The 25574-nt window shown below is 68.9% G+C and carries 19 protein-coding genes; 13 read left to right on the forward strand and 6 right to left on the reverse strand.

All coding sequences use genetic code 11. From position 1 onward, the window contains the following. Positions 1 to 188: 188 nt before the first annotated feature. Positions 189 to 578, reverse strand: a complete 390-nt coding sequence (locus OZ403_RS03595; protein ID WP_140852994.1) for a hypothetical protein — start codon at positions 576 to 578, stop codon at positions 189 to 191. A 316-nt stretch (positions 579 to 894) separates the two neighbouring features. Then, entirely contained in the window at positions 895 to 1809 is a 915-nt protein-coding gene (locus tag OZ403_RS03600; protein WP_268783475.1) for an oxygenase MpaB family protein, read from the reverse strand. A 167-nt stretch (positions 1810 to 1976) separates the two neighbouring features. Here OZ403_RS03600 and OZ403_RS03605 point away from each other — a divergent pair, with 167 nt between their 5' ends. From OZ403_RS03605 to OZ403_RS03615, 3 genes are all read left to right on the forward strand, one after another. Next, positions 1977 to 2927: an alpha/beta hydrolase gene (locus tag OZ403_RS03605; protein WP_140797178.1), complete on the forward strand. Its 951-nt coding sequence runs from the start codon at positions 1977 to 1979 to the stop codon at positions 2925 to 2927. Positions 2928 to 3115: 188 nt separating this feature from the next. Further along, a complete protein-coding gene (locus OZ403_RS03610; protein WP_237078018.1) occupies positions 3116 to 3679 on the forward strand; it encodes a hypothetical protein in 564 nt (187 codons plus the stop codon). Positions 3680 to 3782: 103 nt separating this feature from the next. After that, positions 3783 to 4592, forward strand: coding sequence for a metallophosphoesterase family protein (locus tag OZ403_RS03615; RefSeq protein WP_140787250.1), 810 nt, complete (start codon positions 3783 to 3785; stop codon positions 4590 to 4592). A gap of 27 nt (positions 4593 to 4619) precedes the next feature. Here the strand turns inward: OZ403_RS03615 and OZ403_RS03620 are convergent, their stop codons facing one another. The 3 genes from OZ403_RS03620 to OZ403_RS03630 form a co-directional block, all read right to left on the reverse strand. Next, complete coding sequence (locus OZ403_RS03620) at positions 4620 to 5813, reverse strand: hypothetical protein (protein WP_268783476.1); 1194 nt, start codon at positions 5811 to 5813, stop codon at positions 4620 to 4622. Positions 5814 to 6325: 512 nt separating this feature from the next. Then, complete coding sequence (locus tag OZ403_RS03625; RefSeq protein WP_140797180.1) at positions 6326 to 6826, reverse strand: hypothetical protein; 501 nt, start codon at positions 6824 to 6826, stop codon at positions 6326 to 6328. A gap of 82 nt (positions 6827 to 6908) precedes the next feature. Further along, on the reverse strand, positions 6909 to 8252 hold the full coding sequence (locus OZ403_RS03630; protein WP_268783477.1) for a short-chain fatty acid transporter: 1344 nt from the start codon (positions 8250 to 8252) through the stop codon (positions 6909 to 6911). Positions 8253 to 8429: 177 nt separating this feature from the next. Here OZ403_RS03630 and OZ403_RS03635 point away from each other — a divergent pair, with 177 nt between their 5' ends. Further along, positions 8430 to 10553, forward strand: a complete 2124-nt coding sequence (locus OZ403_RS03635; protein WP_140787257.1) for an FUSC family protein — start codon at positions 8430 to 8432, stop codon at positions 10551 to 10553. A gap of 6 nt (positions 10554 to 10559) precedes the next feature. On the opposite strand, the gene OZ403_RS03640 is transcribed toward OZ403_RS03635, so the two are convergent. Then, positions 10560 to 12101, reverse strand: coding sequence for a PAS domain-containing sensor histidine kinase (locus OZ403_RS03640; RefSeq protein WP_140787258.1), 1542 nt, complete (start codon positions 12099 to 12101; stop codon positions 10560 to 10562). A 220-nt stretch (positions 12102 to 12321) separates the two neighbouring features. Here OZ403_RS03640 and OZ403_RS03645 point away from each other — a divergent pair, with 220 nt between their 5' ends. The 9 genes from OZ403_RS03645 (at position 12322) to OZ403_RS03685 (ending at position 25547) form a co-directional block, all read left to right on the forward strand. Beyond that, on the forward strand, positions 12322 to 13134 hold the full coding sequence (locus tag OZ403_RS03645) for a helix-turn-helix domain-containing protein (protein WP_268783478.1): 813 nt from the start codon (positions 12322 to 12324) through the stop codon (positions 13132 to 13134). A gap of 64 nt (positions 13135 to 13198) precedes the next feature. Beyond that, positions 13199 to 13552: a DUF3703 domain-containing protein gene (locus OZ403_RS03650; protein ID WP_268783479.1), complete on the forward strand. Its 354-nt coding sequence runs from the start codon at positions 13199 to 13201 to the stop codon at positions 13550 to 13552. 87 nt (positions 13553 to 13639) lie between these two features. After that, entirely contained in the window at positions 13640 to 15115 is a 1476-nt protein-coding gene (locus OZ403_RS03655) for an ATPase domain-containing protein (protein WP_268783480.1), read from the forward strand. 28 nt (positions 15116 to 15143) lie between these two features. Continuing rightward, positions 15144 to 15509, forward strand: coding sequence for a response regulator (locus OZ403_RS03660; protein WP_140787265.1), 366 nt, complete (start codon positions 15144 to 15146; stop codon positions 15507 to 15509). A gap of 5 nt (positions 15510 to 15514) precedes the next feature. Beyond that, entirely contained in the window at positions 15515 to 16339 is an 825-nt protein-coding gene (locus OZ403_RS03665; RefSeq protein WP_140787267.1) for a hypothetical protein, read from the forward strand. A gap of 232 nt (positions 16340 to 16571) precedes the next feature. Continuing rightward, a complete protein-coding gene (locus tag OZ403_RS03670; RefSeq protein WP_201799749.1) occupies positions 16572 to 23027 on the forward strand; it encodes a HAMP domain-containing protein in 6456 nt (2151 codons plus the stop codon). Continuing rightward, positions 23024 to 23860, forward strand: a complete 837-nt coding sequence (locus OZ403_RS03675; protein ID WP_140787269.1) for a CheR family methyltransferase — start codon at positions 23024 to 23026, stop codon at positions 23858 to 23860. The genes OZ403_RS03670 and OZ403_RS03675 overlap by 4 nt, the downstream gene beginning before the upstream one ends. Next, positions 23857 to 24414: a chemotaxis protein CheB gene (locus OZ403_RS03680; RefSeq protein WP_140787271.1), complete on the forward strand. Its 558-nt coding sequence runs from the start codon at positions 23857 to 23859 to the stop codon at positions 24412 to 24414. Before OZ403_RS03675 ends, OZ403_RS03680 begins: the two co-directional genes overlap by 4 nt. Beyond that, complete coding sequence (locus OZ403_RS03685) at positions 24411 to 25547, forward strand: response regulator (protein WP_268783481.1); 1137 nt, start codon at positions 24411 to 24413, stop codon at positions 25545 to 25547. Before OZ403_RS03680 ends, OZ403_RS03685 begins: the two co-directional genes overlap by 4 nt. The last annotated feature ends 27 nt before the right edge of the window (positions 25548 to 25574 follow it).

The following is a 25574-nucleotide window of genomic DNA, read 5'->3' on the forward strand; positions in this document are numbered from 1 at the left end:
CGCGGGCGCGCGCATCCGGCAAGGTGGAGGAAGGACCGTGTCGGTGACTCCGCGGTGTGTCAACTGGATGCCGCCGCGGCACGGAGGTCCGCGGTGGATGGCGCCGCGATTCGTCGGGCGCTCATCACCTGGCTGTGAAGCCCCCAGTCCCGAACACGGGGCGTGGGGGCTTCACGGGGCGCGTCACTTCAGTGGGGAGCGATGCCCCGCTTCTCGCTGGGCGTCTCCGTGTAGGTGGACTTGAACAGCGAGGCCAGCCCATTGACGGTGGAGCCGAAGGCCTCCACGCCCGCCTGCTTGTAGTTGCCCTTCTTGGCGCTTTCGAAGGCATCCCGGCCGAAGTTCAGGGCCTCGCGCTGGTGGGCGTTGACCTCGCTGCGCTCCCCCGTCTCCACCTTCTTCACGTTGTCGATGACGCTGGCCTGGGAGCGCGAAGAGATGCCGATGTTGGCCCGGTCGAGAATCTGGTTCACGCCGCCGACCGCGTGGGCGTAGTCGCTCTTCTTGCCCTGCGTGGTCTGGTCGATCTGCTGCCGCATCGGATTCTGGAACGTGTGGTTCTGCTTGACCTTGAACATGGCGTTTCCCCCGTGGGCCTTCGCGGCCCCGCTATGTGATTCTTGAAATGATTGTCGGGGTGTGTGGGCGAAAGTTTCCTGGTCGCGCTTTTTCTCCCACAAAGGCGCCTGTGTATGGGGATGGGTGTGAGCGTCAGTAGAGGATGCTGCAGCCCCACCTCGGCTCCATGCGAGGTGCGCTTGGGCCCGCCTGGGGGAGCTTCTCCAGACGACGTCAGGCTCCGGCCCGTGTTGCGCTCATCGCCGCGCGAGTAGGTGATGTTGCCCCACCACTGGAGCGTGCCCGAAGGGCGTACTGCGTGGAGCGCCGGGCGTTTCAGAGGTTGCCTTTGGATGGCGCGTCTGGAGTGGCGGCGGCGCCGTGCTTCACGGGGCACGTCTTGGGGAAGGTGCCCAGGGATTCGACTGAGAAGCCCTGCGGGTAGCTGCGGATGTTGGCGCGCTTCCGGGCGTAGGCGGGCTCCTTTCGCGGAGACAGCGCGTAGCGCACGAACGTGCCGCGCGCCTTGAGCGCCATACGGAACACCTTGCGGCTGAGGCCGGACGGGTGGGGGTAGTTGAACGCGTCCAGCAGGGCGTCCTCCATCAGCGTGCGCGCGAAGAGGGTGACCAGCCGCTTGGGTGCGAGGTTCGTCGGCGGGAAGGTGGTGAGCAGCTCCAGGGTGGCGTCCGCGACGGCCTTGCTGCGCGCGTCGAAGGCGAAGTGCTCGGCTTCGTAGCCTTCCATGAACGAGCTGAAGGCCTCGTAGGTCTCCGGGATGTCCTGGATGCCCATGTGGCGGCCGACGGCGCGGTAGTAGTTCGTCCATGCCGTCACTTCATGCGGCGTGAGCGGCCGCCAGCCGAAGTCCGCAATCCAGCGCACGGGCATCACCACGAAGGTGGAGAGCACGTAGCGCATGTCATCGTTGGAGATGTCATAGGCGCCGTGCATCTGGTTCATGCGCCGGAAGGCGCTCCGGCCTTCTTGGCTGGCCATGCCGTGCTCCAGGATGGTGTCCAGGATGAGCACGGTGTCGTCGTAGCGCTTCTGGGTGCGCTGGGTGAACTCGCCCGTGTCGTGCAGGAGGACGCCGATGCTGGGCACCGCGTAGGTGCGGAACAGCGCGAAGCTGAGCGCCTGTTCGACGTCCCAGGGGAACTCCCGGGTGGCGAGGATGCGGACGATGTCTTCGTGTTGGGTCTGGGCGTCGAGACGGTCGGTGAGGTCACGCAGCGCGAAGCGGTTCATCCAACGCTCCTCTGTGAATGCCAACGCGGAGCCTAGCCCAGACAGGGCCTGCCGCGCCCGCTGGCGCCACGTCGGGGCCTTGCCCGCACGGTTGCTGACGCTCGCGACCGGATTGGCACCTTTCCGGCGGCGTCCATCCCTGGGCGCCGGACCAAGGAGCAGCGCGCATGAACCTGGACCCCTCCACACAGAAGTTCGTCTCGGACCTGGCGGCGTCGAACAGCCCGCCGCTGTACACCCTGACGCCAGAGCAGGCGCGGGAAGTCCTCCTCAAGGCGCAGTCGATTCCAGTGTCCATGCCGGACGCGGACGTGGAGGAGCGCAAGCTGCCCGTGGGGCCCAGGGGCTCCGTCCGGACGCTGCTCTTCCGGCCGAAGGGGAGCAAGGAGCGCCTGCCGGTGCTGATGTTCGTCCACGGCGCGGGCTGGGTGATGGGAGATGCCAGGACGCACGAGCGGCTGGTGCGGGAGTTGGTCAAGGGGGCGAATGTCGCCGCGGTGTTCGTGGACTATGGCCGCTCGCCTGAGAACAAGTTCCCCGTGGCCATCGAAGAGGCCTATGCCGCGACGAAGTACGTGGCGGAGCACCCGGACGAGTTCAACGTGGACGCCCGCCGCATGGCGCTGGTGGGGGACAGCGTCGGGGGGAACATGGCGACCGTCGTCAGCATGCTCGCGAAGGAGCGTGGTGGCCCGTCCATCCGCTTCCAGGTGCTCTTCTATCCCGTCACCGACGCCAACTTCGACAACGGCTCCTACCAGGAGTTCGCGGAGGGGCCTTGGCTGACGCGCAAGGCGATGAAGTGGTTCTGGGATGCCTACCTGCCGGAGGCCGGCAAGCGCGTGGACCCGCATGTGTCCCCGCTGCGGGCGTCACTGGACCAGCTCAAGGGGCTGCCTCCCGCGCTGGTCATCACCGATGAGAACGACGTGCTGCGTGACGAGGGTGAGGCCTACGCGGCGAAGCTCTCCGAGGCGGGTGTCAACGTCACCCAGGTCCGCTTCCTGGGGACGCACCACGACTTCGTCATGCTCAATGCGCTGGCGCAGACGCCGGCGACGCGGGGCGCCATCGAGCTGACCACCACCAAGCTGCGCGAGTGGTTGCACGCGAGCTGAGCCGGCCGAGGTGCTCGGAGGTGCTCCGAGCACCTCCGCCACAACGCAGATTCGCGAGCCTTTCATTTTCTGAGAGCCGGCCGGGAAGACTGGCAGGCGCATGACGGGCGCTGGCTCTCCGAGGCAATGGCTGCATGACGGCTGCCTCTCAATCTTGGCGCCTCCCCCCCGCTGCATTGGAGGCCGTCATGAAGCGCCTGTCTCTCAAGTCCTCATTCGCTGTTGCCAATTGCGTGAGTGGTATTGCCGCGCTGGCGTTCACTGTCGCTCCCGCGGCGGCGTTCGCGCAGGTTCCCCCACCCGAGTTCGCCCTGGTCGAGTGCACGCAGGGAAACCAGAGCCAGAACTACGCGCCGGCCATCTCGCTCTTCGCCCGCCCGGTGAGCGTGACGGGCTCGGGGCAGTTCTCGTCCTGTCTGGATGCGACGAACCCTGGGATTGCCTTTGGTTCGTTCACCATCACCGGGAACGGCGCGGCGAGCTGTCTGATGGCGAGCGTGCCCACCCAGAACACCGTGACCTGGAATGACGGCTCGCAGAGCGTCATCGAGTTCATCGGTGGGGTGGATGTGCGGCCGGTGGGGATGACGATGGTGACGCTGCTGGGCCGGGTCTCCAGCGGCCGGTATGAGAACGCGCTCGCCATCAAGACGATGGACGTGTCGTCCGTGCCCGGGGTGACTCAGTGCATCCTCGGCGGCGTGCGCTCCGCCACGGCGAACGTCTCGCTGTCCCTGCTGCGGCTGTTCTAATCGCTGCCCGCGGTATCCAATTCGCTGGGGCCCGAGGTCGTGGCCCCAGTTGGGGCGAACCGTGGCTGTCAGGAAGGCGCTACCCGGGGCGACCCTGGGCGCCATGCGAATCCTGAAGCTCGAAGCGGAACCGTTGTACCTGTGGCCCTACCTCTCCGCGGCCCCCAGAGGTGGAACCGAAACCCAGAACCTGCCCCTCCTGCAGGGGAAGGTCGACGCATTGCCAGCGGGGCTGGATGCCCTGGTGGTGACGTCGGACCTGCAGGGAGTGGCGCCTCGCGCGCTGCTGGGAGGCGCGGTGGCCCTGCTGGGAGAAGTCCTGGCGGATGGGCTCGCGTCCTTGAGTGCGGAGGGCGTGTTGCCTCCGCTTGAGCACACGGGCGTGGTGCTGGCGGGGGACCTGTTCTCCGACGACACCGCGCTGGTGCGGGGGGCATCAGGGGACGTGCGGTCCGTATGGGATGCCTTTGGACGACAGTTCCGCTGGGTGGCGGGCGTGGCAGGAAATCACGACACCTTTGGCACTGCGCGCGAGCGGGCGCAGTTCTTCCGCCAGCGTCCGGAGCAGCAGATGCTCGATGGCGACGTGGTGGATGTGGATGGGCTTCGGGTGGGCGGCGTGAGCGGCATCATCGGCCGTCCGGACAAGCCGGGCCGGCGCGACGAAGAGGCGTTTCTCCGGAGCCTTCGTGACGTCATACGGCAGGACCCGGAGCTGCTGGTGCTCCACCAGGGACCCGATGTGCCTGGAACGCGCATGCGTGGAAGCGCGGCCATCCGGGAGGGCCTGCCGGCCCGTGACGACCTGTTGGTGATTTGTGGCCACGCGCACTGGGACACGCCGCTGGTGGCGCTGCCCGCGGGGCCTCAAGTCCTCAACGTGGACAGCAGGGCCGTGATTCTCACGTGCTGAAGTCGCGGGCTCCGCGCTGGCTGTCCCTCAGGGCCTCAGGCGGAGAAGGAATCCATCCTGCGGGCGAGGGTAGGGCGTGCCTTCCGGAAGCGAGCGCGCCAACGCGCCCGCCGCCACCGCGTGGCCGCTCGCATCCACCGCCACCGTGCGCGCCAGGGTGGGGCTTGGACTGGTGAAGCTGCGCACCCAGAGCGAAGCGCCGTCCTCCGGGTGGAACCTGGCCACGTAGAGGCCCGCGGGCACGCCGCCGCCGCCCAAATCCAGCCCGCCATCATGCGAGCCCGCCAGGGTGAGCTGCCCGGCATCATCCGTGGCCAGCGCGGTGGCGGTGGCCGCGAAGGAGCGCGCCCAACGTTCCTTGCCATGGGTATCAAAGACAGTCACGAAACCCTGGTAGCCGCTGGAGGTGTGAGGCTTCCCCCGGAAGTAGAAGCGTCCGGAGAAGTTCCCACCGACGAAGACGCGGTCGGGGCCCACCGCCAGGGCATTGGCGGTGCCCTCGGTGCCACGCAAGTCCCGGCTCCAGGCGTGCGCGCCGTCTGAAGACAGCTTCAGCACGAAAGGCGAGCGCTGGCGCACCGTGACGAGCGTCGGCCCGCCAAAGCAGACGGAGCCCGCATAGGCACCCGCGACGTGCACGCCGCCAAAGACATCCACCGCCACGGCCCGGGCCGTCACCAGGCCTTCATCCCCCGCGGCCCAGGTGCGGCTCCAGCGCGTCTGGCCGCTGGCGTCCAGGCTCACCGCGAAGGCGGAGCGCTGGCCCTGAGGGGATTCCCTCACGCCGTCGCCGAAGTCGCGTTGGCCCTGGAAGTCTCCCACCAGCACCACGCCGCCAGTGCCGTCCGGCGCGAGCGCATTGACGGTGAGCGCACCCGTGCCGTTGAAGTTCCGCACGCGCTCCAGCGCGCCCTGGGGCGACAGCCGGGCCAGGAAGGCTCCGGGCGGGATTTTCACCTCGCCCAGCGCGAAGCCGGCGGAGACGCCGCCCAGCCACGCGTTGCCTTCGCCATCCACGGTGAGCCCGCCCACGTGCGCGCGCGCGGTGTCTGCCGCCGGTGTCAGCCCATGCGCCCAGCGCAGGGTGCCTTCCGAAGAGAAGCGCGCCACCAGCAGGTGAGGCGCTTTTGATACGTGGTTGAAGGGCAGGGGGCCTCCCCCAAGGTCCAGAGGCTCACGGTAGGTCGCCGCGACGAGGACGTCCCCGTCGGGAGCCACCACGGCATGTGGCGCTTCGCTGTCCCCCAGTACCAGCGGACGCGTCCACGCCAGGACCCCCTCGCCCTCACCTGCAGCCGACCCCGCCACCTCCAAGCCCGGAGCGCGGGCTGCCGCGTGCGCCCTCTCCCCGCACCCCGCCAGGAGAAGCCCGAACGCCAGCACCCCGATTGCCCATCGCCGCCTCCCCACCATCCCCGCCCCGGCCTCTCCCCCAACCCCAGCCCCGACAACCCCCTGCCCCTCAACCGCGGAAGCGCTTGTGCAAGGGCATTGCCAGACGCCGTCGCGGGTCGGCTCTCCTCTGGAAACGGGCGGAACATTGCCCCCGGGACAGAGGCGGGTGTCGGGTGCGCTGAAAAAACTCCCTGTCCGGCAGGGAACGTCGGAGGAAAAACGACGGCCTGCCCGATCTTGAGGGCAGGTGTGTGCCTGGTGCGCCAAAGCGAACGCCCGCCAGGTGGCCTGAGGGCCGCTGGCGGGCGCTGGGTGCTTCCACCTGCTTCAGGGGTGAATCAGAGCACCTTGACCTGAATCTCCTTCAGCACCTGGTCCCCGCGCAGCACCGACACCGTCCAGGTGCCAGGCTTGTTCAGCCGCAGGCCCGTCCACTGCCGCGCGCGCCAGCCCTCGCCCTTGATCTTCACGTCCTTCGTCTCACGGACGACGGCGCCTTGCTTCGACTGCACCATGATGTCCTCGACGGAGTCGCCCTGAGGCACCAGGTAGGCCTGCCACAGCATCACGCTGGTGCCGGCCTTGATGCCTTCCGGGCCGACCTCGGTGGTGCACTCGTACTTGTTGGGGCCTTCCTTGGCGACCTCGGTGCAGACCTTGGCCTCCACCAGCACGGGGCTCTGGCCCTGGCCCTTGTAGAAGTAGTTCCAGGTGTCACGCACCGCGTCCGCGTCCGGCGCCTTCACCTGCGCGGCGGCGGGCTCCGCGTCCTGCGCCATGGCCACCGGCGACATTCCCAGCACCGCGCACAGCAGGCTCCGCGTCAGCATCTTCGCCATCTCAAGTCCCCTCGTTCTCGTGATGTGGCAGGCCCCCAGGCCCGCCTTGCCAGGCTGGGTCTACCACACCCCGCGCCGCCGCTCAGCCGAAGAGGAAGAAGGCCAGCGTCACCAGCGGCAGGTACACGAGGAAGGCCACCAGCAGGAAGCCCAGGAGCTCCTTGAACTCCAAGCGCGCCACGGCCAGCAGCGGCAGCGCCCAGAAGGGTTGGATGAGGTCGGTGGCCATGTCACCCCACGCATACGCCAGCACCACCTTCTCCGGCGCCACGCCCAGCCGCGTCGCGGCGTCCAGGAGGTAGGGCGCTTCAATGGCCCACTTCGAGCCGCCGGAGGGGACGAAGTAGTTCACCACGCCGCTGTACAGGTAGACGATGGCGGGGAACGTCTCGCGCGTGGACAGCGACACGAACAGCTCGCCGATTCGCTCCGTCAGGCCGGTGGCCTTGAAGATGCCGTAGATGCCCGCGTACAGCGGGAACTGGAGGACGATGCCGTGCAGCACGGTGCCGGCCTCCTCGCTGGCCTTGAGCAGCCGCGCGGGGGTGCCGTGCAGCAGCACCGCCAGCACCAGGAAGGTGAAGTTCACCACGTTGAGGTTGAGCGCGCGCCAGCCGCCGTTCATCCACAGGTGCCGCGCCAGCCACACGAGCCCCAGGACGCCGATGACGGTGTTGAGCAGCCGCGAGTGGTCCAGCCACAAGGCGAAGCCGCGCTCGGCGGGGCGCGGGGGCGGGGTGAAGTCACCCAGGGACTCCAGCACCGCCGGGTCCACGCGGACGGTGTTCTCCGGCTTCGGGTGCAGCACCCACGCCAGCAGCGTCAGTCCCGCCACCACGACCAGCGTGAGGCCGATGTTGAAGGGCGAGAAGAGCGTCCTGTCGATGGGCAGCACGCCCAGGCTCTTCTCCAGGAAGTGGCCCGGCGTGGCCACCAGCAGCGGCGCGGAGGCGGACAGGCCCGAGTGCCAGGTGGCGCCCAGTCCGAAGTACGCGCACGCCACCAGCAGCCGGTAGTCCACGTCCGGCCGGCGCTTCACCATGAAGCGCACCAGCATGGCGCTGGCCACCAGGGACAGGCCCCAGTTGACGTAGGCCAGGGCCATGGAGACGAAGGCCATCCACGCCACCGCGCCCCGAGGCGTGCGGGGCACCCGCGCCGCGCGCTCCAGCAGCGCGCGCACCGGGCCGGTGAGGGCCAGCAGGTAGCCGGTGAACATCACCAGCGCCATCTGCATGGAGAAGCCGAGCAGCTCCCAGAAACCGCCGCCCCAGGCATCCAGCACGGCGGGCGGCGCGGCGCCGGCCCAGCCGGTGGCCAGCGCCATGGTGAGCAGCGTGAGCAGGACGGCGATGGCGAACGCACTGGGGACGAAGCGCGAAGAGAAGCGGCCGAGGCTCTCCGCGATTCGGACAAGGGTCTCCACGAAGTGTCGCTCCTTGGCAGGGCCGGCACGTTACGGCATGCGCGGCGCGCCGGTAGCGCAATCCCGCCGCGAGTCCTGGCCGCACGAGCCCGGGCGCGCCGGCTCCCCTGGCCGCGGGGGTGCCCGGAGAGGGAGGGCGGAGGTTCCTTCCGCGCCGCACGGTGTCAACGCTCCAGGATGCGCCGACTGCTGAGACACCTGCGCTCCGTCCTCCGCGTCCGGCCAGGAAAGCCCGCCATTGGCGCGGGCTTGCGGACCGCGCTGGCCACCGCCGTGCCCCTGGTCCTCGCGTTCCTGCTGGGTGTGAAGGATGCGAGCTGGGGGGGCTTGTCCGGCCTCCTGGTCTCACTGGCGGACAAGGGCGGCTCGTACCGGACGCGCGCGAAGGAGCTGGGCGCGGTGACGCTGCTGGGTGCGCTGGTGGGCGCGCTGGGCGCCCCGGGCGGGTCCACGCCGTGGCTGGACGTGTCCCTGATGTGGCTGGGGGTGACGGCGGCGGCCTTCGCGCGGAGCTACGGAGAGACGGCGGGCTCCGTCGGCGGGCAGCTCGCGGTCATCTTCGTCGTGTCGCTGGGCGCGCCCGCGGTGGGCGTGGATGCCGCGCTGGCCCGCGCCTTCTGGCTGCTCTTCGGCGGCCTGTGGGCCATGATGCTGTCCCTGGTGCTGTGGCCCTTGCGGCCCTACCGCCCGGCGCGGAGGGCCATCGCGCGCGTGTACCGGGAGCTGGCGGAGGCGTGCTGGGATTTGGGCCGCCTGTCGCGCGAGGGCGCCAGTTCCCAGGAGTGGGTGGAGGCCGCGGAGCGGCACATGAGCGTGCGGCCCCTCATGGAGCAGGCGCGCGCCACGCTGGGGGCCATGCGCGGCAGCAATCTGGGCAAGTCCCGGCGGGGCGAGCACCTGCTCGTGTTGCTCGAGACGTGCGAGCCGATGTCCGCCCAGCTCATCGCCCTGGCCGAGGCCATGGAGGCGGCCGTGCGCGAGCCCCGCTTCCTGCCGCTGCGCGCGCGCGTGGACTCGCTGTGTGACGCCTACGCGGCCATGGCGAGCTGGGTGGAGCAGGTGCTGGTGCGCGAGCGCAATGAGGGCGTCCCGCGCGCGCCCCGGATGGTGCCTCGCTCGCGCAGACGGCACTACCGGCCCGCTCCAGGCATCCGGAGCCGCGAGGACCCGCTGTCCATCCACGTGGAGGCGCTCTTCGGGAAGCTGCGGGAACTGGCGGGAGTGGCGCACGAGACGGCCGCGGGCCTGCTCCATGGCGACCCGGTGTCCGACCGCGGGCGGAGCGTGGTGGGCCATGAGCAGCGGCGCGCGCGCTCGTGGCTGGCCCCGCTTCGCGACCACCTCCGCTCCGACTCGCTCGTCTTCCGGCACGCGCTGCGCGTGGGGCTGGTGGCGACGACGGCGCTGGTGGTGACGCGGGCGCTGGGCATCCGCGACGCCCACTGGGTGAGCCTCACCGTCATCGCCATCCTCCAACCGTATTCGGCCATCACCGAGGAGCGCGCGCTCCAGCGCGTCGGCGGGACGCTGCTGGGCGCATGCCTGGCGGCGGTGATTGCCACGCGCGTGCATTCCCCCTCCGCGCTGCTCGCCGTCATCGTCCTGCTCACGGCGGTGTCGGTGTCCCTGCTGCCCATCAACTTCGGTGCCTTCCAGATTCTGCTCACGCCCGACTACCTGCTGCTGGCCACGTTGAGCTCGGGGGACTGGAGCCTCGCCGGCCAGCGCGCGCTGGGCGTGCTGGTGGCCTGCGCGCTGGCGCTGATGGGCGCGTGGCTGCTGTGGCCCATGCCGGAGCGCCGCCGCTTCCCAGAAGCCGCGGCGGCCGCGTTACGCGCGGATGGTGAATACCTGCGCGAGGTCATCTCCCGACGCAGCGGCACCCGGCCCGAGGTGGGCGCCGCGCGGCGCACCTTCGGCCTGGCGCTGCTGGACGCGGAGGCCTCCTTCGAGCGGCTCACCGCCGAGTACCACGGCCCGCCCCAGCAGCTCGAGTCAGGCATGGCCGTCATCACCTATGCGCGCCGCTTCGCCACCGTGGTGACGGCCCTGGGCATGGAGCGGCCGGAGGCGGAGGTCCCCGGCCAGTTGAAGCAGCTGGCGCACCAGGCGGGGCGCGCGCTCGACGAACTCGCGGACGCGCTCAGGGACCGGCGCGTGCCGCCGCCCCTGCCGCCGTTGAAGGTGTCATGCAAGACGGATGACCCCGTCTTCGGCGCGTTGCTCGAAAGGGTGCCCCGCCAACTGGGCATGCTGCACGGCGCCGTGTCACGGCTCAGCAGTGGCACCGTCCTGCGGTGACCCGCGTCAGGGATGGGCCTCCCGCTGCGCCGTCGCGGTGAGCACGGGCAGCGAGACATGGAACGTGGAGCCTCGGCCCGGCTCGCTGTCTACGCAGATGTGGCCGCCGTGCCGTTCGATGATGTCCCGGCAGATGTAGAGCCCCAGGCCCAGGCCCCCGAAGCCGGACACGGGCGCGTTGCTCGCGCGGAAGAAGCGGTCGAAGAGGTGCGCCTGCTCCTCCTGGGAGATGCCGATGCCGCCGTCCGCCACGCTGAGCACGGCGTTGCCGTCCGCATGAGACAGGGAGACGCGCACGGTGCCGCCCAGCGGGCTGTATTTGACGGCGTTCTCCAGGAGGTTGGCCAGCACCTGCGACAGCCGGCCCCGGTCGCCCATGACGAGGAGGTCCTCCTGGGGAAGCTCGCACGTGAAGGCATGCTCCGCGCTGAGGGCGCGGAACTCCGAGCACGCCTCGTTCGCCAGTTCCAGGAGCGACACGGGCTCACGTTGCAGCTTCAGCCGGCCCGCCTCCACGCTGGAGGCGTCCACCAAGTCATTGACCAGCGCGGACAGGCGGTGCACCTGCGCCATGGCCTTGTCCACGCGCTCCGGTGCGATGGGCTCCTTGGCCGTCAGCGTCCGCTTCAGCAGCTCCAGGTGGAGGCGCAGCGGCGTCAGGGGCGTCTTGAGCTCGTGGGCGGCGATGGAGAGGAAGTCGTCGCGCACGCGAATGGCCTCGTGCGCCTCGTCCAGCAGCCGCTCCTGCGTGCGCTGTGCGTGCACGCGCTCGGTGATGTCGCGGAAGCTCCAGACGCGGCCGGTGATGAGCCCGCGCCACCGCTGGGGCAGGGAGTAGTGCTCCAGGATGCGGCCGTCGCGCAGTTCGATGATGCCGAAGCTCTCCTGCCATGGCTCCTCGTACAGGGCCTGGACCCGCGAGAGGAAGGCGTCCGGGGCCTTCAGCTTCTCGCGCACGGCCGCGAGCAACGTCGCGTCGTGCGTGCAGGCCGCCAGTCCCGTCAGTCCCCAGAGTTGCTCGAACTGGCGGTTGCAGGCGGTGATGTGTCCGTCCCGGTCGACCACCAGCAGTCCGTCCGCCGTCGAGTCGAGCGTGGCCTCCAGCAGGGACACCGTCTGCTCCAGCCGCTCCTGGGCCTGATGCTGCTCGGTGACGTCCACCATGAGGCCGTGAAGCCGGTGGGCGTGGCCGTCCTTGGACAGCACGGTGACGATGTCACGCAGCCAGACGATGCGGCCGTCCGCGGCCAGCATCCGGTATTCGAATTCGTGGGGAAGGCATTGCTCCACCGCGGAGCGGCAGTAGGTGGAGGCCCAGTCCCTGTCGTCCGGATGCAGGTGCTCCACCCAGAAGTCGGGCTCCGTGAGCCACTGCTCCACCGGATAGCCGAGCAGCCGCTCCGCCTGCTTGCTGACGAAGATGAAGCGGATGGCGGGGTCTGCCTCCCAGACGATGCCATCGACGTTGTCGACCAGCGTGTCATGTCCACTCCGGGCAGGGGGGCTGACGACCCCGGCTGCGTCCAGGCCCGGCTCCCTCTCCGACATGGCGCGCTCCCTCCCCTGGAGCGGGGGCTCTCCCGTGTCTCAGGCCCCTTCAATCAATACACCCGGGGAGCCCGGCGCCACCGGCCCCTTACGGCCAGTGGTGCATCGTCCGCCAAATCTCCGGGGCCGGGCAGGCCGGGGCGCCCCGGTGCAAGGCCTTGCTTCCGCGCGGGGAATGCACAGGCGGAGACATGCGATGATGGCGCACCGAGCCCGCCCCATGACGCCTCCTCGCCCCACCCGTGCCCGAGCGAAGTCATCCCGTGAGGACCGTTGGCTGGGGCGCGTCTTCTTCGGTCCCCGGCGCTTGATGTACGCGGGGCCACTCGCTCCGACGGACCCGCATGCCCACCCCACCTTCCAGGTCCTGCTGTCCCTGGGCGCGCGGGTGCGCCTGCGCGACGCCCGTCAGCAGGAGGTCGAATGCCAGGCGGCCGTCGTTCCTCCGGACGCCGAGCACGCCATCGTTGAAGGCGCCCTGGCCACGGTGCTGCTCCACGTCCCCGCGGAGGACCTGGTGGGCCGCCGGCTGGCGACGCTGGGCATTGGCGCGGACGCAGCCGCGTGGGACGCGGCGGGCGAGCGTTTGAGGGCTTGTGGCATCGACCGGTTGCCGGTGCGCTGGGCGGAGGCCGAGGCGCAGACGCAGGCCCTGCTGCGTGAGCTCCAAGCCGACGCGGGCGTCGCGAAGCCCACCCACCCCGCGGTGAAGAAGCTGCTGCGGCTGCTGCCAGAGGCGCTGGATGAAGACGTGCGGCTGGCCACGCTCGCTCCGCGCGTGGGCTTGTCGGTGGGCCGGCTGTCGCATCTGTTCAGCGCGCAGGTGGGCTTCCCCTTGCGGCCCTACATCCTCTGGCTGCGCCTGCACCGGGCCGCCGGGCACCTGCAACAAGGCGCGTCCCTCACCGAGGCCGCGCACGCCGCGGGCTTCACAGACAGCGCGCACCTGAACCACGCCTTCCGCCGCACCTTCGGCCTCAAGCCCTCGGAGATTGCCGGGGTGGTGGAGTGGGTGCGCCCGCCCTCGCGATAGCGCGTTCTTACAAGCCGGCGGGGGCTTCGTGACGCGAAGGTGGCGACATGACCAGGAAGAATCCATGTCGATGAAGGCGAAGCTGCGCGCCGCTTTCGAAGCGGAGCTGCGCGAGGCCCATGAAGCGGAGTCGCGTTCGGAGCATGTGCGTGCCTGGCGGCACCTCGAGCGGGCCCACGTCCTCAGCCAGGCCCACGCGGGCCCTCACGTGCGGGTGCACTGGCGCATGCTGGGGTTCGGGTGGCGCCGGCGGAACGCCGCGGAGTGGGTGGGGCAGGTGGTGCGGCTGCTGGTCGCCGCGCCAGGCTCATGGCTCGGGCGGGCGCCGTTGGGAAACACTGGTGGCGTGAACGTGGGCATCCTCACGCCCATGCCCATTCCCGACGACCTGCGCACCCTGCTGGACGCCGACCGCTGAGGCCCTTCCGTCGTTCACGGTCCGCGCGGCTCTCTTCTCACATTCCGAGGCGCGTGCTGGGGCGAATTACGGTATGGAACGGACATCATGTCCTCTTCCGAGCAACCCGCACGGCAGGACGCACGCGTATCGACTGGCGTGCCTGGGCTTGACGCCGTGCTGGGCGGCGGCCTCGTGTCGTCGGGTGTCTACATCGTCGTGGGGGAGCCGGGCGCGGGGAAGACCCTCTTCGCCAACCAGCTCTGCTATCACCAGGGGCGCGCTGGCGCGCGGTGTCTGTATGTCACGCTGCTCGCGGAGTCCCACGCTCGCATGCTGGCCAACATGCGGGACATGGCCTTCTTCGACTCGGCGCTGCTGCCCGAGGGCGTCTACTACATCAGCGGCTTCCGCACGCTGGAGGAGCAGGGGCTGCCGGGGTTGTTGGAGCTCTTGCGGCGCGAGGTGCGCAACCACAACGCGAGCATCCTGGTGCTGGACGGCCTGGTGCAGGCGCAGGAGGCGGCCGGCAGCAGCCGCGACTTCAAGAAGTTCATCCACGAGCTTCAGGTCGCCGCCGGGCTGACGCGCTTCACGGCGCTGCTGCTCACCAGCGCCAACGGTCCCGCCGTCCATCCGGAATACACCATGGTGGATGGCATCCTGGAGCTGCGCGAGCGCACCCAGGGCGTGCGTTCCTGGCGCGAGCTGCAGGTGCGCAAGTTCCGGGGGAGCGCCACGCTCCACGGCGTCCACTCCTTCCGCATCACCAGCGACGGTCTGGAGGTCTTCCCGCGGTTGGAGTCACGCGTCCAGCGCACGCCGCCGCCGGACCCGGGCGCCCATCGCCTCCACTTGGGTGTTCCATCCCTGGACGCGCTCTTCCCGGAGGGGTTGGCGGCGGGGTCCACCTCCCTGGTGCTCGGTCCGCCTGGCGCGGGCAAGACGCTGCTGGGCAGCAGCTTCCTGGCGGAGGGGCTGAAGCAGGGTGAGCACTGCCTCTACATGGGCTTCTACGAGCCCCCCAACCGGCTGCTGGGCAAGGTGGCATCCGCGGGCATCGACATGGGCGGCGCCATGGCGGACGGACGGCTCAGCTTCATCTGGCAGCCGCCTTCCGAATGCATTCTCGATGTGCTGGCGGACCAGCTCCTGTCGGTCGTGCGGCGGTGCAACGTGAAGCGGGTGTTCGTGGACGGGCTCAGCGCCATGCAGCAGGCCTCGCCCGAGCCCGCGCGCATCAATTCGTTCTTCGCGGCCCTCACCCAGGAGCTGCGTTGCACGGGGACCACCACCCTCTTCGGCATGGAGACACCGCGGCTCTTCGGTCCGGTGCTGGACGTCCCGATGGAGGTCGGCCCTTCCGCTGTAGCGGAGAACCTCTTTTTCCTGAGACATGTCGAGCTTGAAGGCCGCCTGCGCAAGCTGCTGAGCATCTTCAAGATGCGTGACACCCACTATGACCCCACCCTGAGGGAGTTCGTCGTCACCCCCCAGGGAATCGAGGTGCTGCCCCCCTTCAGTGTCGCTGTGGATACCTTGCTCACGGGACTTGCCCGGCATCCGGGCGCTGGCCATTTCTGAACGAACGTCGAGGAGTAGTACCACCCGTATGGAGACGGTCCTGGTGGTGGATGACGAGCAGGGCATCCTGGAAGCCCTGGCGGACCTCCTTCGAGAGGAGGGCTACCGCGTTCTGACGGCCTCTCACGGACGTGAGGCGCTGGAGCGGATGGCGGAGCTCCGGCCGGACCTGGTCCTCACTGACTGGATGATGCCCGTCCTGGACGGACCGGCCCTCATCGCGCGCATCCGGGCTGAACCGGCCTACAAAGATGTATCACTCATGGGGATGAGCGCGGTGGACGTGTCCTCGCTGCGGCATCTGTATCCCGGCATGCCGTTCCTCCAGAAGCCCTTCGACATCCACGCGCTGATGCGACAGGTCCGCAAGGCCCTGGACGGAAAGCAAGGCTGAGCCCCATGTTCTACCTGCTCAAGCTGGGCCCTGTGCCACTCAGCCAGGGCAACACGCAGGTCCAGGTGTATCTGCGTATCTCCGATGCCGGAGAGCCCGCCGCGCCCGTCTTCGAATCGGATGACGGGGCCGGGCTGCGGGCCCTGCTGGAAGGAGTGGACGCGGCGGAGGTTCGCTGCGAGCCGGCGCTGGCCGCCGCGGGCGCGGAGCTGGGGCTCGCCGTGGCGGAGCCTTCGCCGCAGGCGCTGTCTTCCTGCGCGGCCATCGCTACCTTCGTGGCGTGGGGACAGCGAGGCTTGTCCGGGCTTGGCTCGGACAAGGCGCTGCTCTTCGTGCAGGCGTCGACGGAGTACTGGGATGCGCGGCCCTGGACGCATTGGGATGACAGCCAGCCCTTCGAGGTGGCCGTCACCGGGCCGATGAACCACACCTTCGAGGGGTGTGTCTTCCACATGGGAGACGGGCGCGCGGGACTGGCGCTGTACTTCAAGCCGGGCGCGCTGCAGATGCTGATGGAGATGCAGGCGCGCGGCCAGGGTGACGCCGCCACCAGCCTTCCCGCGATTGCCGTCACGCTGGACACGTCTCCTTCGTATGCCGTGGACGCGCTCACCGCCGCGGGGCGAGCGCCGCGCCTGCCGTTGCCCCTGAAGACGGGGCCGGATGGCATCAGCGTGCCGTCTCCGCTGGAGTCCCTGGTGCTGGTGGCGTCATTGCGCGCCGTGGCCCGGCTGTCACCGGAGCAGCGCGAAGTGCTCAGCAGCGTCGTGGCCGGAGACGAGCAGATGCAGGTGCGCGTCCGCGCGCCCGCGCCTCGCGTCCGTCACTGAGCCTGTCTGCTCTGTCGGCGAGCGCACCGGACTTTCACGCCGGGTGGCGGCGCGTTTGAGCCAGTGTTGGCTGCCGGACGAAGTCCTCCTGGAATGTCGCCTGATGGCCAGCCGAGCGCCTCGGGGGGGCTGGTTCAAGTGTGCGAAAGCGCGAGAAAACACGCTCCAGCTGCGAGATTCCCGCAGGACGGCAGCCCGTGCTTCGCCGTTCCGGGACCGACCAGGAACTCATATGGCCACGAAGAAGGTTTCCTCCCGCCGCGCACCCGTCGCGGCTCCACCTCCGCCGCGAATCCGGGAGGATGATTCGCAATCGCTCGATTCGCGTCAGTTGCTGCGTGTCCTCACCGCTGTCCGCAAGGGCGACTTCTCCGTGCGCATGCCGGTGGACAAGGTGGGCAGCGCCGGCAAGGTGGCGGACACGCTGAACGAAATCATCGAGCTCAGCGAGCGCATGGCCCGTGAGTTCGAGCGCATCGGCAACGTGGTGGGCAAGGAAGGCCGCATCACCCAGCGTGGCAACGTGGTGGGCGCGCTGGGCTCGTGGGGTGACTGCGTCGAGTCGGTGAATACGCTGGTGGCCGACCTGGTGCAGCCGACGACGGAGATGGGCCGCGTCATCGGCGCGGTGGCCAAGGGTGACCTGTCGCAGACCATGGCCCTGGAAGTGGATGGCCGTCCCCTCCGGGGCGAGTTCCTCCGCACCGCCCGGCTGGTGAACGGGATGGTTGAGCAGCTTGGCGCCTTCGCTTCCGAGGTGACGCGCGTGGCCCGCGAGGTGGGCACCGACGGAAAGCTGGGCGGTCAGGCCAAGGTGAAGGGCGTGGCCGGCACGTGGAAGGACCTCACGGACAACGTGAACTCCATGGCCTCCAACCTCACCGCGCAGGTGCGCAGCATCGCCGAGGTGACCACCGCCGTGGCCAAGGGCGACCTGTCGAAGAAAATCACGGTCGACGTGCGCGGCGAGATTCTGGAGCTGAAGAACACCATCAACACGATGGTGGATCAGCTGTCGTCCTTCGCCTCGGAAGTGACGCGTGTGGCGCGTGAAGTGGGGACCGAAGGCAAGCTGGGCGGTCAGGCCGTGGTGAAGGGCGTCGGTGGCACGTGGAAGGACCTCACGGACAACGTGAACTCGATGGCGTCGAACCTGACGTCGCAGGTGCGCAACATCGCCGAAGTCACCACCGCTGTGGCCAAGGGTGACCTGTCGAAGAAAATCACGGTTGATGCCAAGGGCGAGGTGCTGGAGCTGAAGAACACCATCAACACGATGGTGGACCAGCTCAACTCGTTCGCGTCGGAAGTGACGCGTGTGGCGCGTGAAGTCGGCACCGAAGGCAAGCTGGGCGGACAAGCCGAAGTGAAGGGCGTGGCCGGCACGTGGAAGGACCTCACGGACAACGTGAACTCCATGGCGTCGAACCTGACGTCCCAAGTGCGCAACATCGCCGAAGTCACCACCGCCGTGGCCAACGGTGACCTCTCCAAGAAGATCACCGTGGATGTGCGCGGTGAAATCCTGGAACTGAAGAACACCATCAACACGATGGTGGACCAGCTGTCGTCCTTCGCCTCGGAAGTGACGCGCGTGGCGCGTGAAGTGGGGACGGAAGGCAAGCTGGGCGGTCAGGCCGTGGTGAAGGGCGTCGGTGGCACGTGGAAGGACCTCACCGACAACGTGAACTCGATGGCGTCGAACCTGACGTCGCAGGTGCGCAACATCGCCGAGGTGACGACGGCCGTCGCCAAGGGCGACCTGTCGAAGAAAATCACGGTCGATGCCAAGGGCGAGGTGCTGGAGCTGAAGAACACCATCAACACGATGGTGGACCAGCTCAACTCGTTCGCGTCGGAAGTGACGCGTGTGGCGCGTGAAGTCGGCACCGACGGAAAGCTGGGTGGTCAGGCCGACGTGAAGGGCGTGGCCGGCGTGTGGAAGGACCTCACGGACAACGTGAACTCCATGGCGTCGAACCTGACGTCGCAGGTACGCAACATCGCGGAGGTGACGACGGCCGTCGCGAACGGCGACCTGTCGAAGAAGATCACCGTCGACGTGCAAGGCGAAATCCTGGAGCTGAAGAACACCATCAACACGATGGTGGACCAGCTCAACTCGTTCGCGTCGGAAGTGACGCGTGTGGCGCGTGAAGTGGGGACCGAAGGCAAGCTGGGCGGTCAGGCCGTCGTGCGCGGTGTCGGTGGAACGTGGAAGGACCTCACGGACAACGTGAACTCCATGGCGTCGAACCTGACGTCGCAGGTGCGCAACATCGCCGAGGTGACCACCGCCGTCGCCAAGGGCGACCTGTCGAAGAAAATCACGGTCGATGCCAAGGGCGAGGTGTTGGAGCTGAAGAACACCATCAACACGATGGTGGACCAGCTGTCGTCCTTCGCCTCGGAAGTGACGCGCGTCGCGAAGGAAGTCGGTACGGAAGGAAAGCTCGGTGGTCAGGCCATCGTGCGCGGCGTCGGTGGAACGTGGAAGGACCTCACCGACAACGTGAACTCCATGGCGTCCAACCTCACGTCCCAGGTGCGCAACATCGCCGAGGTGACGATGGCGGTGGCGCGCGGTGACCTCTCCAAGAAAATCACCGTCGACGTGCGCGGGGAGATTCTGGAGCTGAAGAACACCATCAACACGATGGTGGACCAGCTCTCGTCCTTCGCCTCGGAAGTGACGCGCGTGGCCCGCGAAGTGGGGACCGAAGGCAAGCTGGGCGGTCAGGCCATCGTGCGTGGAGTCGGTGGAACGTGGAAGGACCTCACCGACAACGTGAACTCGATGGCGTCGAACCTGACGTCGCAGGTGCGCAACATCGCCGAAGTGACGACGGCCGTCGCCAACGGTGACCTCTCCAAGAAGATCACCGTGGACGTGCGCGGCGAAATCCTGGAGCTGAAGAACACCATCAACACGATGGTGGACCAGCTCAACTCGTTCGCCTCGGAAGTGACGCGTGTGGCGCGCGAAGTCGGCACCGAGGGCAAGCTGGGCGGTCAGGCCGTGGTGAAGGGCGTGGCCGGCACGTGGAAGGACCTCACGGACAACGTGAACTCCATGGCGTCGAACCTGACGTCGCAGGTGCGCAACATCGCCGAGGTGACGACGGCCGTCGCCAAGGGTGACCTGTCGAAGAAAATCACCGTCGACGTGCAAGGCGAAATCCTGGAGCTGAAGAACACCATCAACACGATGGTGGACCAGCTCAACTCGTTCGCGTCGGAAGTGACGCGCGTGGCGCGTGAAGTGGGGACCGAAGGCAAGCTGGGCGGACAAGCCGAAGTGAAGGGCGTGGCCGGCACGTGGAAGGACCTCACGGACAACGTGAACTCCATGGCCTCCAACCTCACCACGCAGGTGCGCGGCATCGCCAAGGTCGTGACGTCGGTGGCCAACGGTGACCTGAAGCGCAAGCTGGTGGTGGACGCGAAGGGTGAAATCGCGGAGCTGGCGGACACCATCAACGGCATGATTGACACCCTGGCGGTGTTCGCCGACCAGGTGACGACGGTGGCCCGCGAGGTGGGCATCGAAGGAAAGCTGGGCGGTCAGGCCCGTGTGCCCGGTACGGCGGGCATCTGGCGTGACCTCACGGACAACGTGAACCAGCTGGCTGCCAACCTCACCACGCAGGTGCGCGCCATCGCCGAGGTGGCCACCGCCGTGACGAAGGGTGACCTCACGCGGTTCATCACCGTGTCCGCGCAGGGCGAAGTGGCCGCCCTGAAGGACAACATCAACGAGATGATCCGCAACCTGAAGGACACCACGCGGAAGAACACGGAGCAGGACTGGCTCAAGACGAACCTGGCCAAGTTCACCCGCGTCCTCCAGGGGCAGCGGGATTTGCTCACGGTGTCCAAGGTCATCCTGTCGGAGCTGGCGCCGCTGGTGGATGCCCAGCACGGCGTCTTCTACATCTCCGAGCGCGCGGACGGCGGCGACCAGATGCTCAAGCTGCTGGCGTCCTACGCGTACCGTCAGCGCAAGGGGCTGGCCAACACCTTCAAGTACGGCGAGGGCCTGGTGGGCCAGTGCGCCCTGGAGAAGGAGCCCATCCTCCTGTCGGATGTGCCGGACAGCTACATCCGCATCGCGTCCGGATTGGGCGAGGAGGTGCCACGCAACATCGTGGTGCTGCCGGTGCTCTTCGAAGGGGAAGTCAAAGCCGTCATCGAGCTGGCCTCCTTCCACACCTTCAGCGAGGTCCACATGGGCTTCCTGGAGCAGCTCACGGAGTCCATCGGCATCGTGCTCAACACGATTGCCGCCAACATGCGCACCGAGGCGCTGCTGAAGCAGTCGCAGGCGCTGACGGACGAGCTCCGCAAGCAGCAGGAGGAGCTGACGGAGACGAACAAGCGCCTGGAGCAGCAGGCCACCTCGCTCCAGCAGTCGGAGGAGCTGCTCAAGCGGCAGCAGGAGGAGCTGCGCAGCACCAACGAGGAGCTCCAGGAGAAGGCGAAGCTGCTCTCCGAGCAGAAGACGGAGGTGGAGCGGAAGAATGGCGAGGTGGAGCAGGCCAAGCTCGCCCTGGAGGAGAAGGCCGAACAGCTCAGTCTCACGTCCAAGTACAAGTCCGAGTTCCTCGCCAACATGAGCCACGAGCTGCGCACGCCGCTCAACTCACTGCTCATCCTCAGCCAGACGCTCAGCGACAACGTGGACGGCAACCTCACGTCGCGGCAGGTGGAGTTCGCCAAGACGATTCACGCGTCTGGCGCGGACCTGCTGGAGCTCATCAACGACATCCTCGACCTGTCGAAGATCGAATCCGGCACCATGGCCGTGGACGTGGGGCCGCTGCGCTTCGGCGACCTGCGCGAGTTCGTGGACCGCACCTTCCGGCAGGTGGCGGACAAGAAGGGGCTGGAGTTCCGCATCCGCCTGGCGGACTCGCTGCCCGGCGAGTTGGAGACGGATGCCAAGCGGCTGCAGCAGGTGCTCAAGAACCTGCTGTCCAACGCGTTCAAGTTCACCGAGTCCGGCTCGGTGTCGCTGCAGATGGGCCTGGCGAAGGACGGCTGGTCTCCGGACCACGCCATGCTGTCCTCCGCGCCCTCGGTGGTGGCGTTCACCGTGGTGGACACGGGCATCGGCATCCCGAAGGACAAGCACCAAATCATCTTCGAGGCCTTCCAGCAGGCGGACGGCTCCACCGCCCGCAAGTACGGCGGCACCGGCCTGGGCTTGTCCATCAGCCGCGAAATCGCGCGGTTGCTCGGCGGCGAAATCCGGCTGGAGAGCGACGTGGGCAAGGGCAGCGCCTTCACGCTCTACCTGCCGCTGGCCTTCATGGCGGAGCGCCCGCCGCAGGAGCCTTCTCGCTGGGACTACCATCCGCTGGCCACCACGGTGCTCCCCGCGCCCATCGCGGAGCCAGCCATCGAGTCGTCGGTGTCTTCGCTGAGCCGGATGGACATCGATGATGACCGGGGCTCCATCCAGCCCGGAGACAAGGTGCTGCTGGCCGTGACGCACCTGGCGGACCATGCCGCGCGCCTTCGTGCCGCGGCGCAGGGCACGGGCTTCAAGGTGCTGGTGTCCACCGAGGTGGAGGGCGCGCTGGACGCCGTCCGCAACATGCGGCCAGCGGCCGTCGCGGTGGACCTGGACCTGCCGGAGATGGCGGGCTGGGTGGTGCTGGACCGGCTGAAGCACGACGCGGCCACCCGGGCGCTGCCGGTGTACACGGTGTCGGAGGAGGACCACCGCGAGCGCTCGCTCAACCTGGGGGCCATTGGCCACCTGCGCGCGGCGGCGGACCCGGAGGCGGCGGTGGCCGCGCTGGAGTCCCTCAAGCGCTTCGTGGAGCGCAAGGGCCGCGGGCTGCTCGTGGTGGAGGACGACCCCGTCCACCGCCAGACGCTGACGGAGCTCTTGGGCAGTGAAGACGTGCAGACGGTGGCGGTGGGCACCGCGGCGGAGGCCCTGGCCGCGCTGGCCGAGCGCCGCTTCGACTGCATGGTGTTGGACCTGGGCCTGCCGGACATGCCCGGCACGGAGCTCATCCGCCGCATCCATGAGGCGCATGGCGCGGGCGGGCCGCCGCTCATCGTCTACACGGGCCGCGAGCTGACGCGCGCCCAGGAGACGGAGCTGCGGCGGGTGGCCGAGGCCATCGTGGTGAAGGACGCGCAGAGCCCGGAGCGGCTGCTGGAGGAGACGAGCCTGTTCCTCCACCGTTCGCCCTCGGAGCTGACCGAGCCCAAGCGCCGCATGCTGGAGAAGGCGCGCGAGAAGGACCCCTTGCTGGTGAACCGCAAGGTGCTGGTGGTGGACGACGATGTGCGCAACATCTTCGCCCTCAACACCGTGCTGGAGCGCTACGGCATGAAGGTGGCTTTCGCGGAGAGCGCGCGAGAGGGCCTGGGCCAGCTGGAGAAGGACGCCGACATCGAGCTGGTGCTGATGGACGTGATGATGCCGGAGATGGACGGCTACCAGGCCATGCGCGCCATCCGCCGCATGGAGCGCTTCGTCCACCTTCCGATTCTGGCCCTCACCGCCAAGGCCATGAAGGGTGACCGGGAGAAGTGCCTGGAGGCGGGCGCGTCCGACTACATCACCAAGCCGGTGGACATCGAGAAGCTGCTCAGCCTGCTGCGCGTGTGGCTGCACGCGCCGCGGGGCATGCCGCCGCGCGGCCTGCGCACGGAGGTCTCCGGATGACGGGGCCCGGCGCGCGCGGCGCGGAGCTGGAGGCGCTGGAGGTGGACCTGCTGCTGGAGGGCGTGGCCCGGAAATGGGGCTTCGACCTGCGCAGCCGCTCCCGGCCGCAGCTTTTGCGGCGGCTGCGGCACCACCTCCGCGAGGAGCGGCTGGACAGCTTCTCCGCGCTCCAGGCCCGCGTGCTGCACGACGCCGAGGCGCTGGACGCGCTGCTGCGCACGCTGTCCTGTACACCGCCCGCCCTGTTCGCGGAGGCCGCCTTCTTCCGCGACTTCCGCACCCGGGTGGTGCCCGTGCTTCGCACCTGGCCCTCCGTGCGGGTGTGGCACGCGGGCTGTGGCACCGGCGAGGACACGTACTCGCTGGCCATCCTCCTCCAGGAGGAAGGGCTGTGGGGCAAGTGCCGGCTGTATGCGTCCGACGCGAGTGAAGGGCTGTTGGCGGACGCGCGCACCGGCGTGCTGCCGCTGCCCACGAAGGAGGACGCGCAGCGCTACCTGGAGACGGGCGGGAAGGGCGCGCTCTCCGACTACTACACGCGCGACGGCAACTGGGCGCTGCTCCAGCCCCGGCTGCGCGACGGCATCTTCTTCACCCAGCACAACCTGGCCACGGATGGCTCGTTCAACGAGTTCCACGTCATCGTGTGCCGGGACACGCTGCTGACCTTCAACCGCGCACTGCACGACCACATCCACGGCCGTCTCTTCGAGAGCCTCGCGCGCTTCGGCTTCCTGTGCCTGGGGCGCAAGGAGTCGCTGGCGCGCACGCCGCACGCGGGGGCCTACGAGATGCTGGAGGACCGCGGTCGCATCTTCAGGAGGGTGGCATGAATCCCTTGGGCTTGCTGGTGGTGGGGGCGCCACGCTGCGCGGCGGCGGACGTGGAGTCGGTGCTGGCGCTGCTGCCGCCGCACCTGCCCGTGCCGGTGGTGTTGGCGCTACACCGGGGCCCACTGGATGCGCTGGCCGCGCCGCTGGGACGCCGCTGCGCGATGCCGGTGGTGGAGCCGGACGACAAGGATCCGCTGCTGCCCGGCGCCGTGTACCTGGCGCCTGCGGGCTACCACCTGTTGGTGGACCGGGGCTGCGTGTCCCTGTCCGTGGAGCCGCCTGAGCATGGGCAGCGGCCCGGCCTGGACGCGCTCTTCGAATCCGCGGCGGACAGCCATGGCCCCAGGGCCGCGGGGCTGCTCTTCGCGGGGCACGAGGATGGGGGGGCGGGCTTGCAGGTGCTCCAGGCGAGAGGCGCCCGGGTGGCCGTGGTGAGCGCGCTCCAGACGGGCGGAGAGGGTGAGGAGGGAGAGATGGAGCAATTGACGGTGGGTTCCGTGGGAGGGTGGCTCGCGCGGCTGGCCTATGTGCCGCGTTCCAAGGTGCTGCCTTGAGCGGCGCGCCCACGCGCGAGCGCCTGCCGGCGATTCCGGCGGAGCCCGTCTGCCTGCTGCTGGTGGATGACCAGCCGGAGAACCTGCTGGCGCTGGAGGCGACCCTGGCGCCCCTGGGGCAGCGGCTGGTCACCGCGAGCAGCGGCCGTGAGGCGCTGCGTCACCTGCTGACTCAGGACTTCGCCGTCATCCTCCTGGACGTCGTCATGCCGGACATGGACGGCTTCGAGACGGCCCAGCTCATCCGCGAGCGGGAGCGCAGCCGCGGCACGCCCCTCATCTTTCTCACCGGGCTGTCGCGGGGGCCACATCCGGAGCTGCGCGGCTATGCCATGGGCGCGGTGGACTACCTGCTCAAGCCCTTCGAGCCGGCCATCCTGCGCTCCAAGGTGAGCGTCTTCGTGGAGCTGTACCGAAAGACGGAGCTGGTGCGGCGGCAGGCGGAGGCGCTGCGCGATGCCCAGCAGCGCGAGCACGCGCGGGAGTTGTTGGAGGCGCAGCGGCGCGTGGAGGCCGAGCGGCTTCGTTCAGAAACCAACCGGAACCAGCAGCGCTGGCTGGAGGCGGTGATCGCCGCGCTCCCCATGCCGCTGGCGCTGGTGGAGCCGGGGAGCGGCCACACCCTGCTGGCCAACCGGGCGGCGCAGGGGCTGGCGGGGGGCTGTCTGGCCTATCGCGAGGCGCGCGCGCTGCATGCGGACGCACGCTTCCTCGGCGCGGATGGACGGCTGCTCGAGGACGACGCGCTGCCGCTGATGCGTGCCGCGCGCGGCGAGGTGTTCCAGGCGTCTCCCGTGGAGTGGAACGTGGGCGGCCAGCGCGGTTCGGTGCTCGCTTCCAGTGAGCGGCTGCCTCGCATGCACGGACGCCCGGAGACAATGGTGCTGGGCCTCTTGGACGTGACGGCGCTCCGAGCCGCCGCTCGCCACGACTGGCTCCCCCTGCCGCTGACGGAGCACATCGCTACACTGGAGGCACAGGGGGAGGACACAGGCCCGCTCACCCGGCTCATCGAGGTGCTGCGGAACCTGCCGGGCTTGAGCACCGCGAGCCCCGGACAGGAACGCGAGGAGGGCTCCTTGCCAGCGGAGGAGAGCAGCCAGGCGGGCAATCCTCCTCGGCCCGCGCGCTGAACATCGCCGGTCGAGAAATGGTTGACG

It is taken from the genome of Myxococcus sp. NMCA1, from assembly GCF_026810205.1.
Taxonomy (GTDB): Bacteria; Myxococcota; Myxococcia; order Myxococcales; family Myxococcaceae; genus Myxococcus; species Myxococcus xanthus_A.

Coding starts and splice junctions, on each gene's coding strand:
- OZ403_RS03645 (WP_268783478.1), top strand. CDS start 12,322: ATGACGCCTCCTCGCCCCACCCGTGCCCGAGCGAAGTCATCCCGTGAG.
- OZ403_RS03640 (WP_140787258.1), bottom strand. CDS start 12,101: ATGTCGGAGAGGGAGCCGGGCCTGGACGCAGCCGGGGTCGTCAGCCCC.
- OZ403_RS03675 (WP_140787269.1), top strand. CDS start 23,024: ATGACGGGGCCCGGCGCGCGCGGCGCGGAGCTGGAGGCGCTGGAGGTG.
- OZ403_RS03615 (WP_140787250.1), top strand. CDS start 3,783: ATGCGAATCCTGAAGCTCGAAGCGGAACCGTTGTACCTGTGGCCCTAC.
- OZ403_RS03600 (WP_268783475.1), bottom strand. CDS start 1,809: ATGAACCGCTTCGCGCTGCGTGACCTCACCGACCGTCTCGACGCCCAG.
- OZ403_RS03625 (WP_140797180.1), bottom strand. CDS start 6,826: ATGGCGAAGATGCTGACGCGGAGCCTGCTGTGCGCGGTGCTGGGAATG.
- OZ403_RS03605 (WP_140797178.1), top strand. CDS start 1,977: ATGAACCTGGACCCCTCCACACAGAAGTTCGTCTCGGACCTGGCGGCG.
- OZ403_RS03655 (WP_268783480.1), top strand. CDS start 13,640: ATGTCCTCTTCCGAGCAACCCGCACGGCAGGACGCACGCGTATCGACT.
- OZ403_RS03665 (WP_140787267.1), top strand. CDS start 15,515: ATGTTCTACCTGCTCAAGCTGGGCCCTGTGCCACTCAGCCAGGGCAAC.
- OZ403_RS03660 (WP_140787265.1), top strand. CDS start 15,144: ATGGAGACGGTCCTGGTGGTGGATGACGAGCAGGGCATCCTGGAAGCC.
- OZ403_RS03610 (WP_237078018.1), top strand. CDS start 3,116: ATGAAGCGCCTGTCTCTCAAGTCCTCATTCGCTGTTGCCAATTGCGTG.
- OZ403_RS03680 (WP_140787271.1), top strand. CDS start 23,857: ATGAATCCCTTGGGCTTGCTGGTGGTGGGGGCGCCACGCTGCGCGGCG.
- OZ403_RS03595 (WP_140852994.1), bottom strand. CDS start 578: ATGTTCAAGGTCAAGCAGAACCACACGTTCCAGAATCCGATGCGGCAG.
- OZ403_RS03635 (WP_140787257.1), top strand. CDS start 8,430: ATGCGCCGACTGCTGAGACACCTGCGCTCCGTCCTCCGCGTCCGGCCA.
- OZ403_RS03670 (WP_201799749.1), top strand. CDS start 16,572: ATGGCCACGAAGAAGGTTTCCTCCCGCCGCGCACCCGTCGCGGCTCCA.
- OZ403_RS03650 (WP_268783479.1), top strand. CDS start 13,199: ATGTCGATGAAGGCGAAGCTGCGCGCCGCTTTCGAAGCGGAGCTGCGC.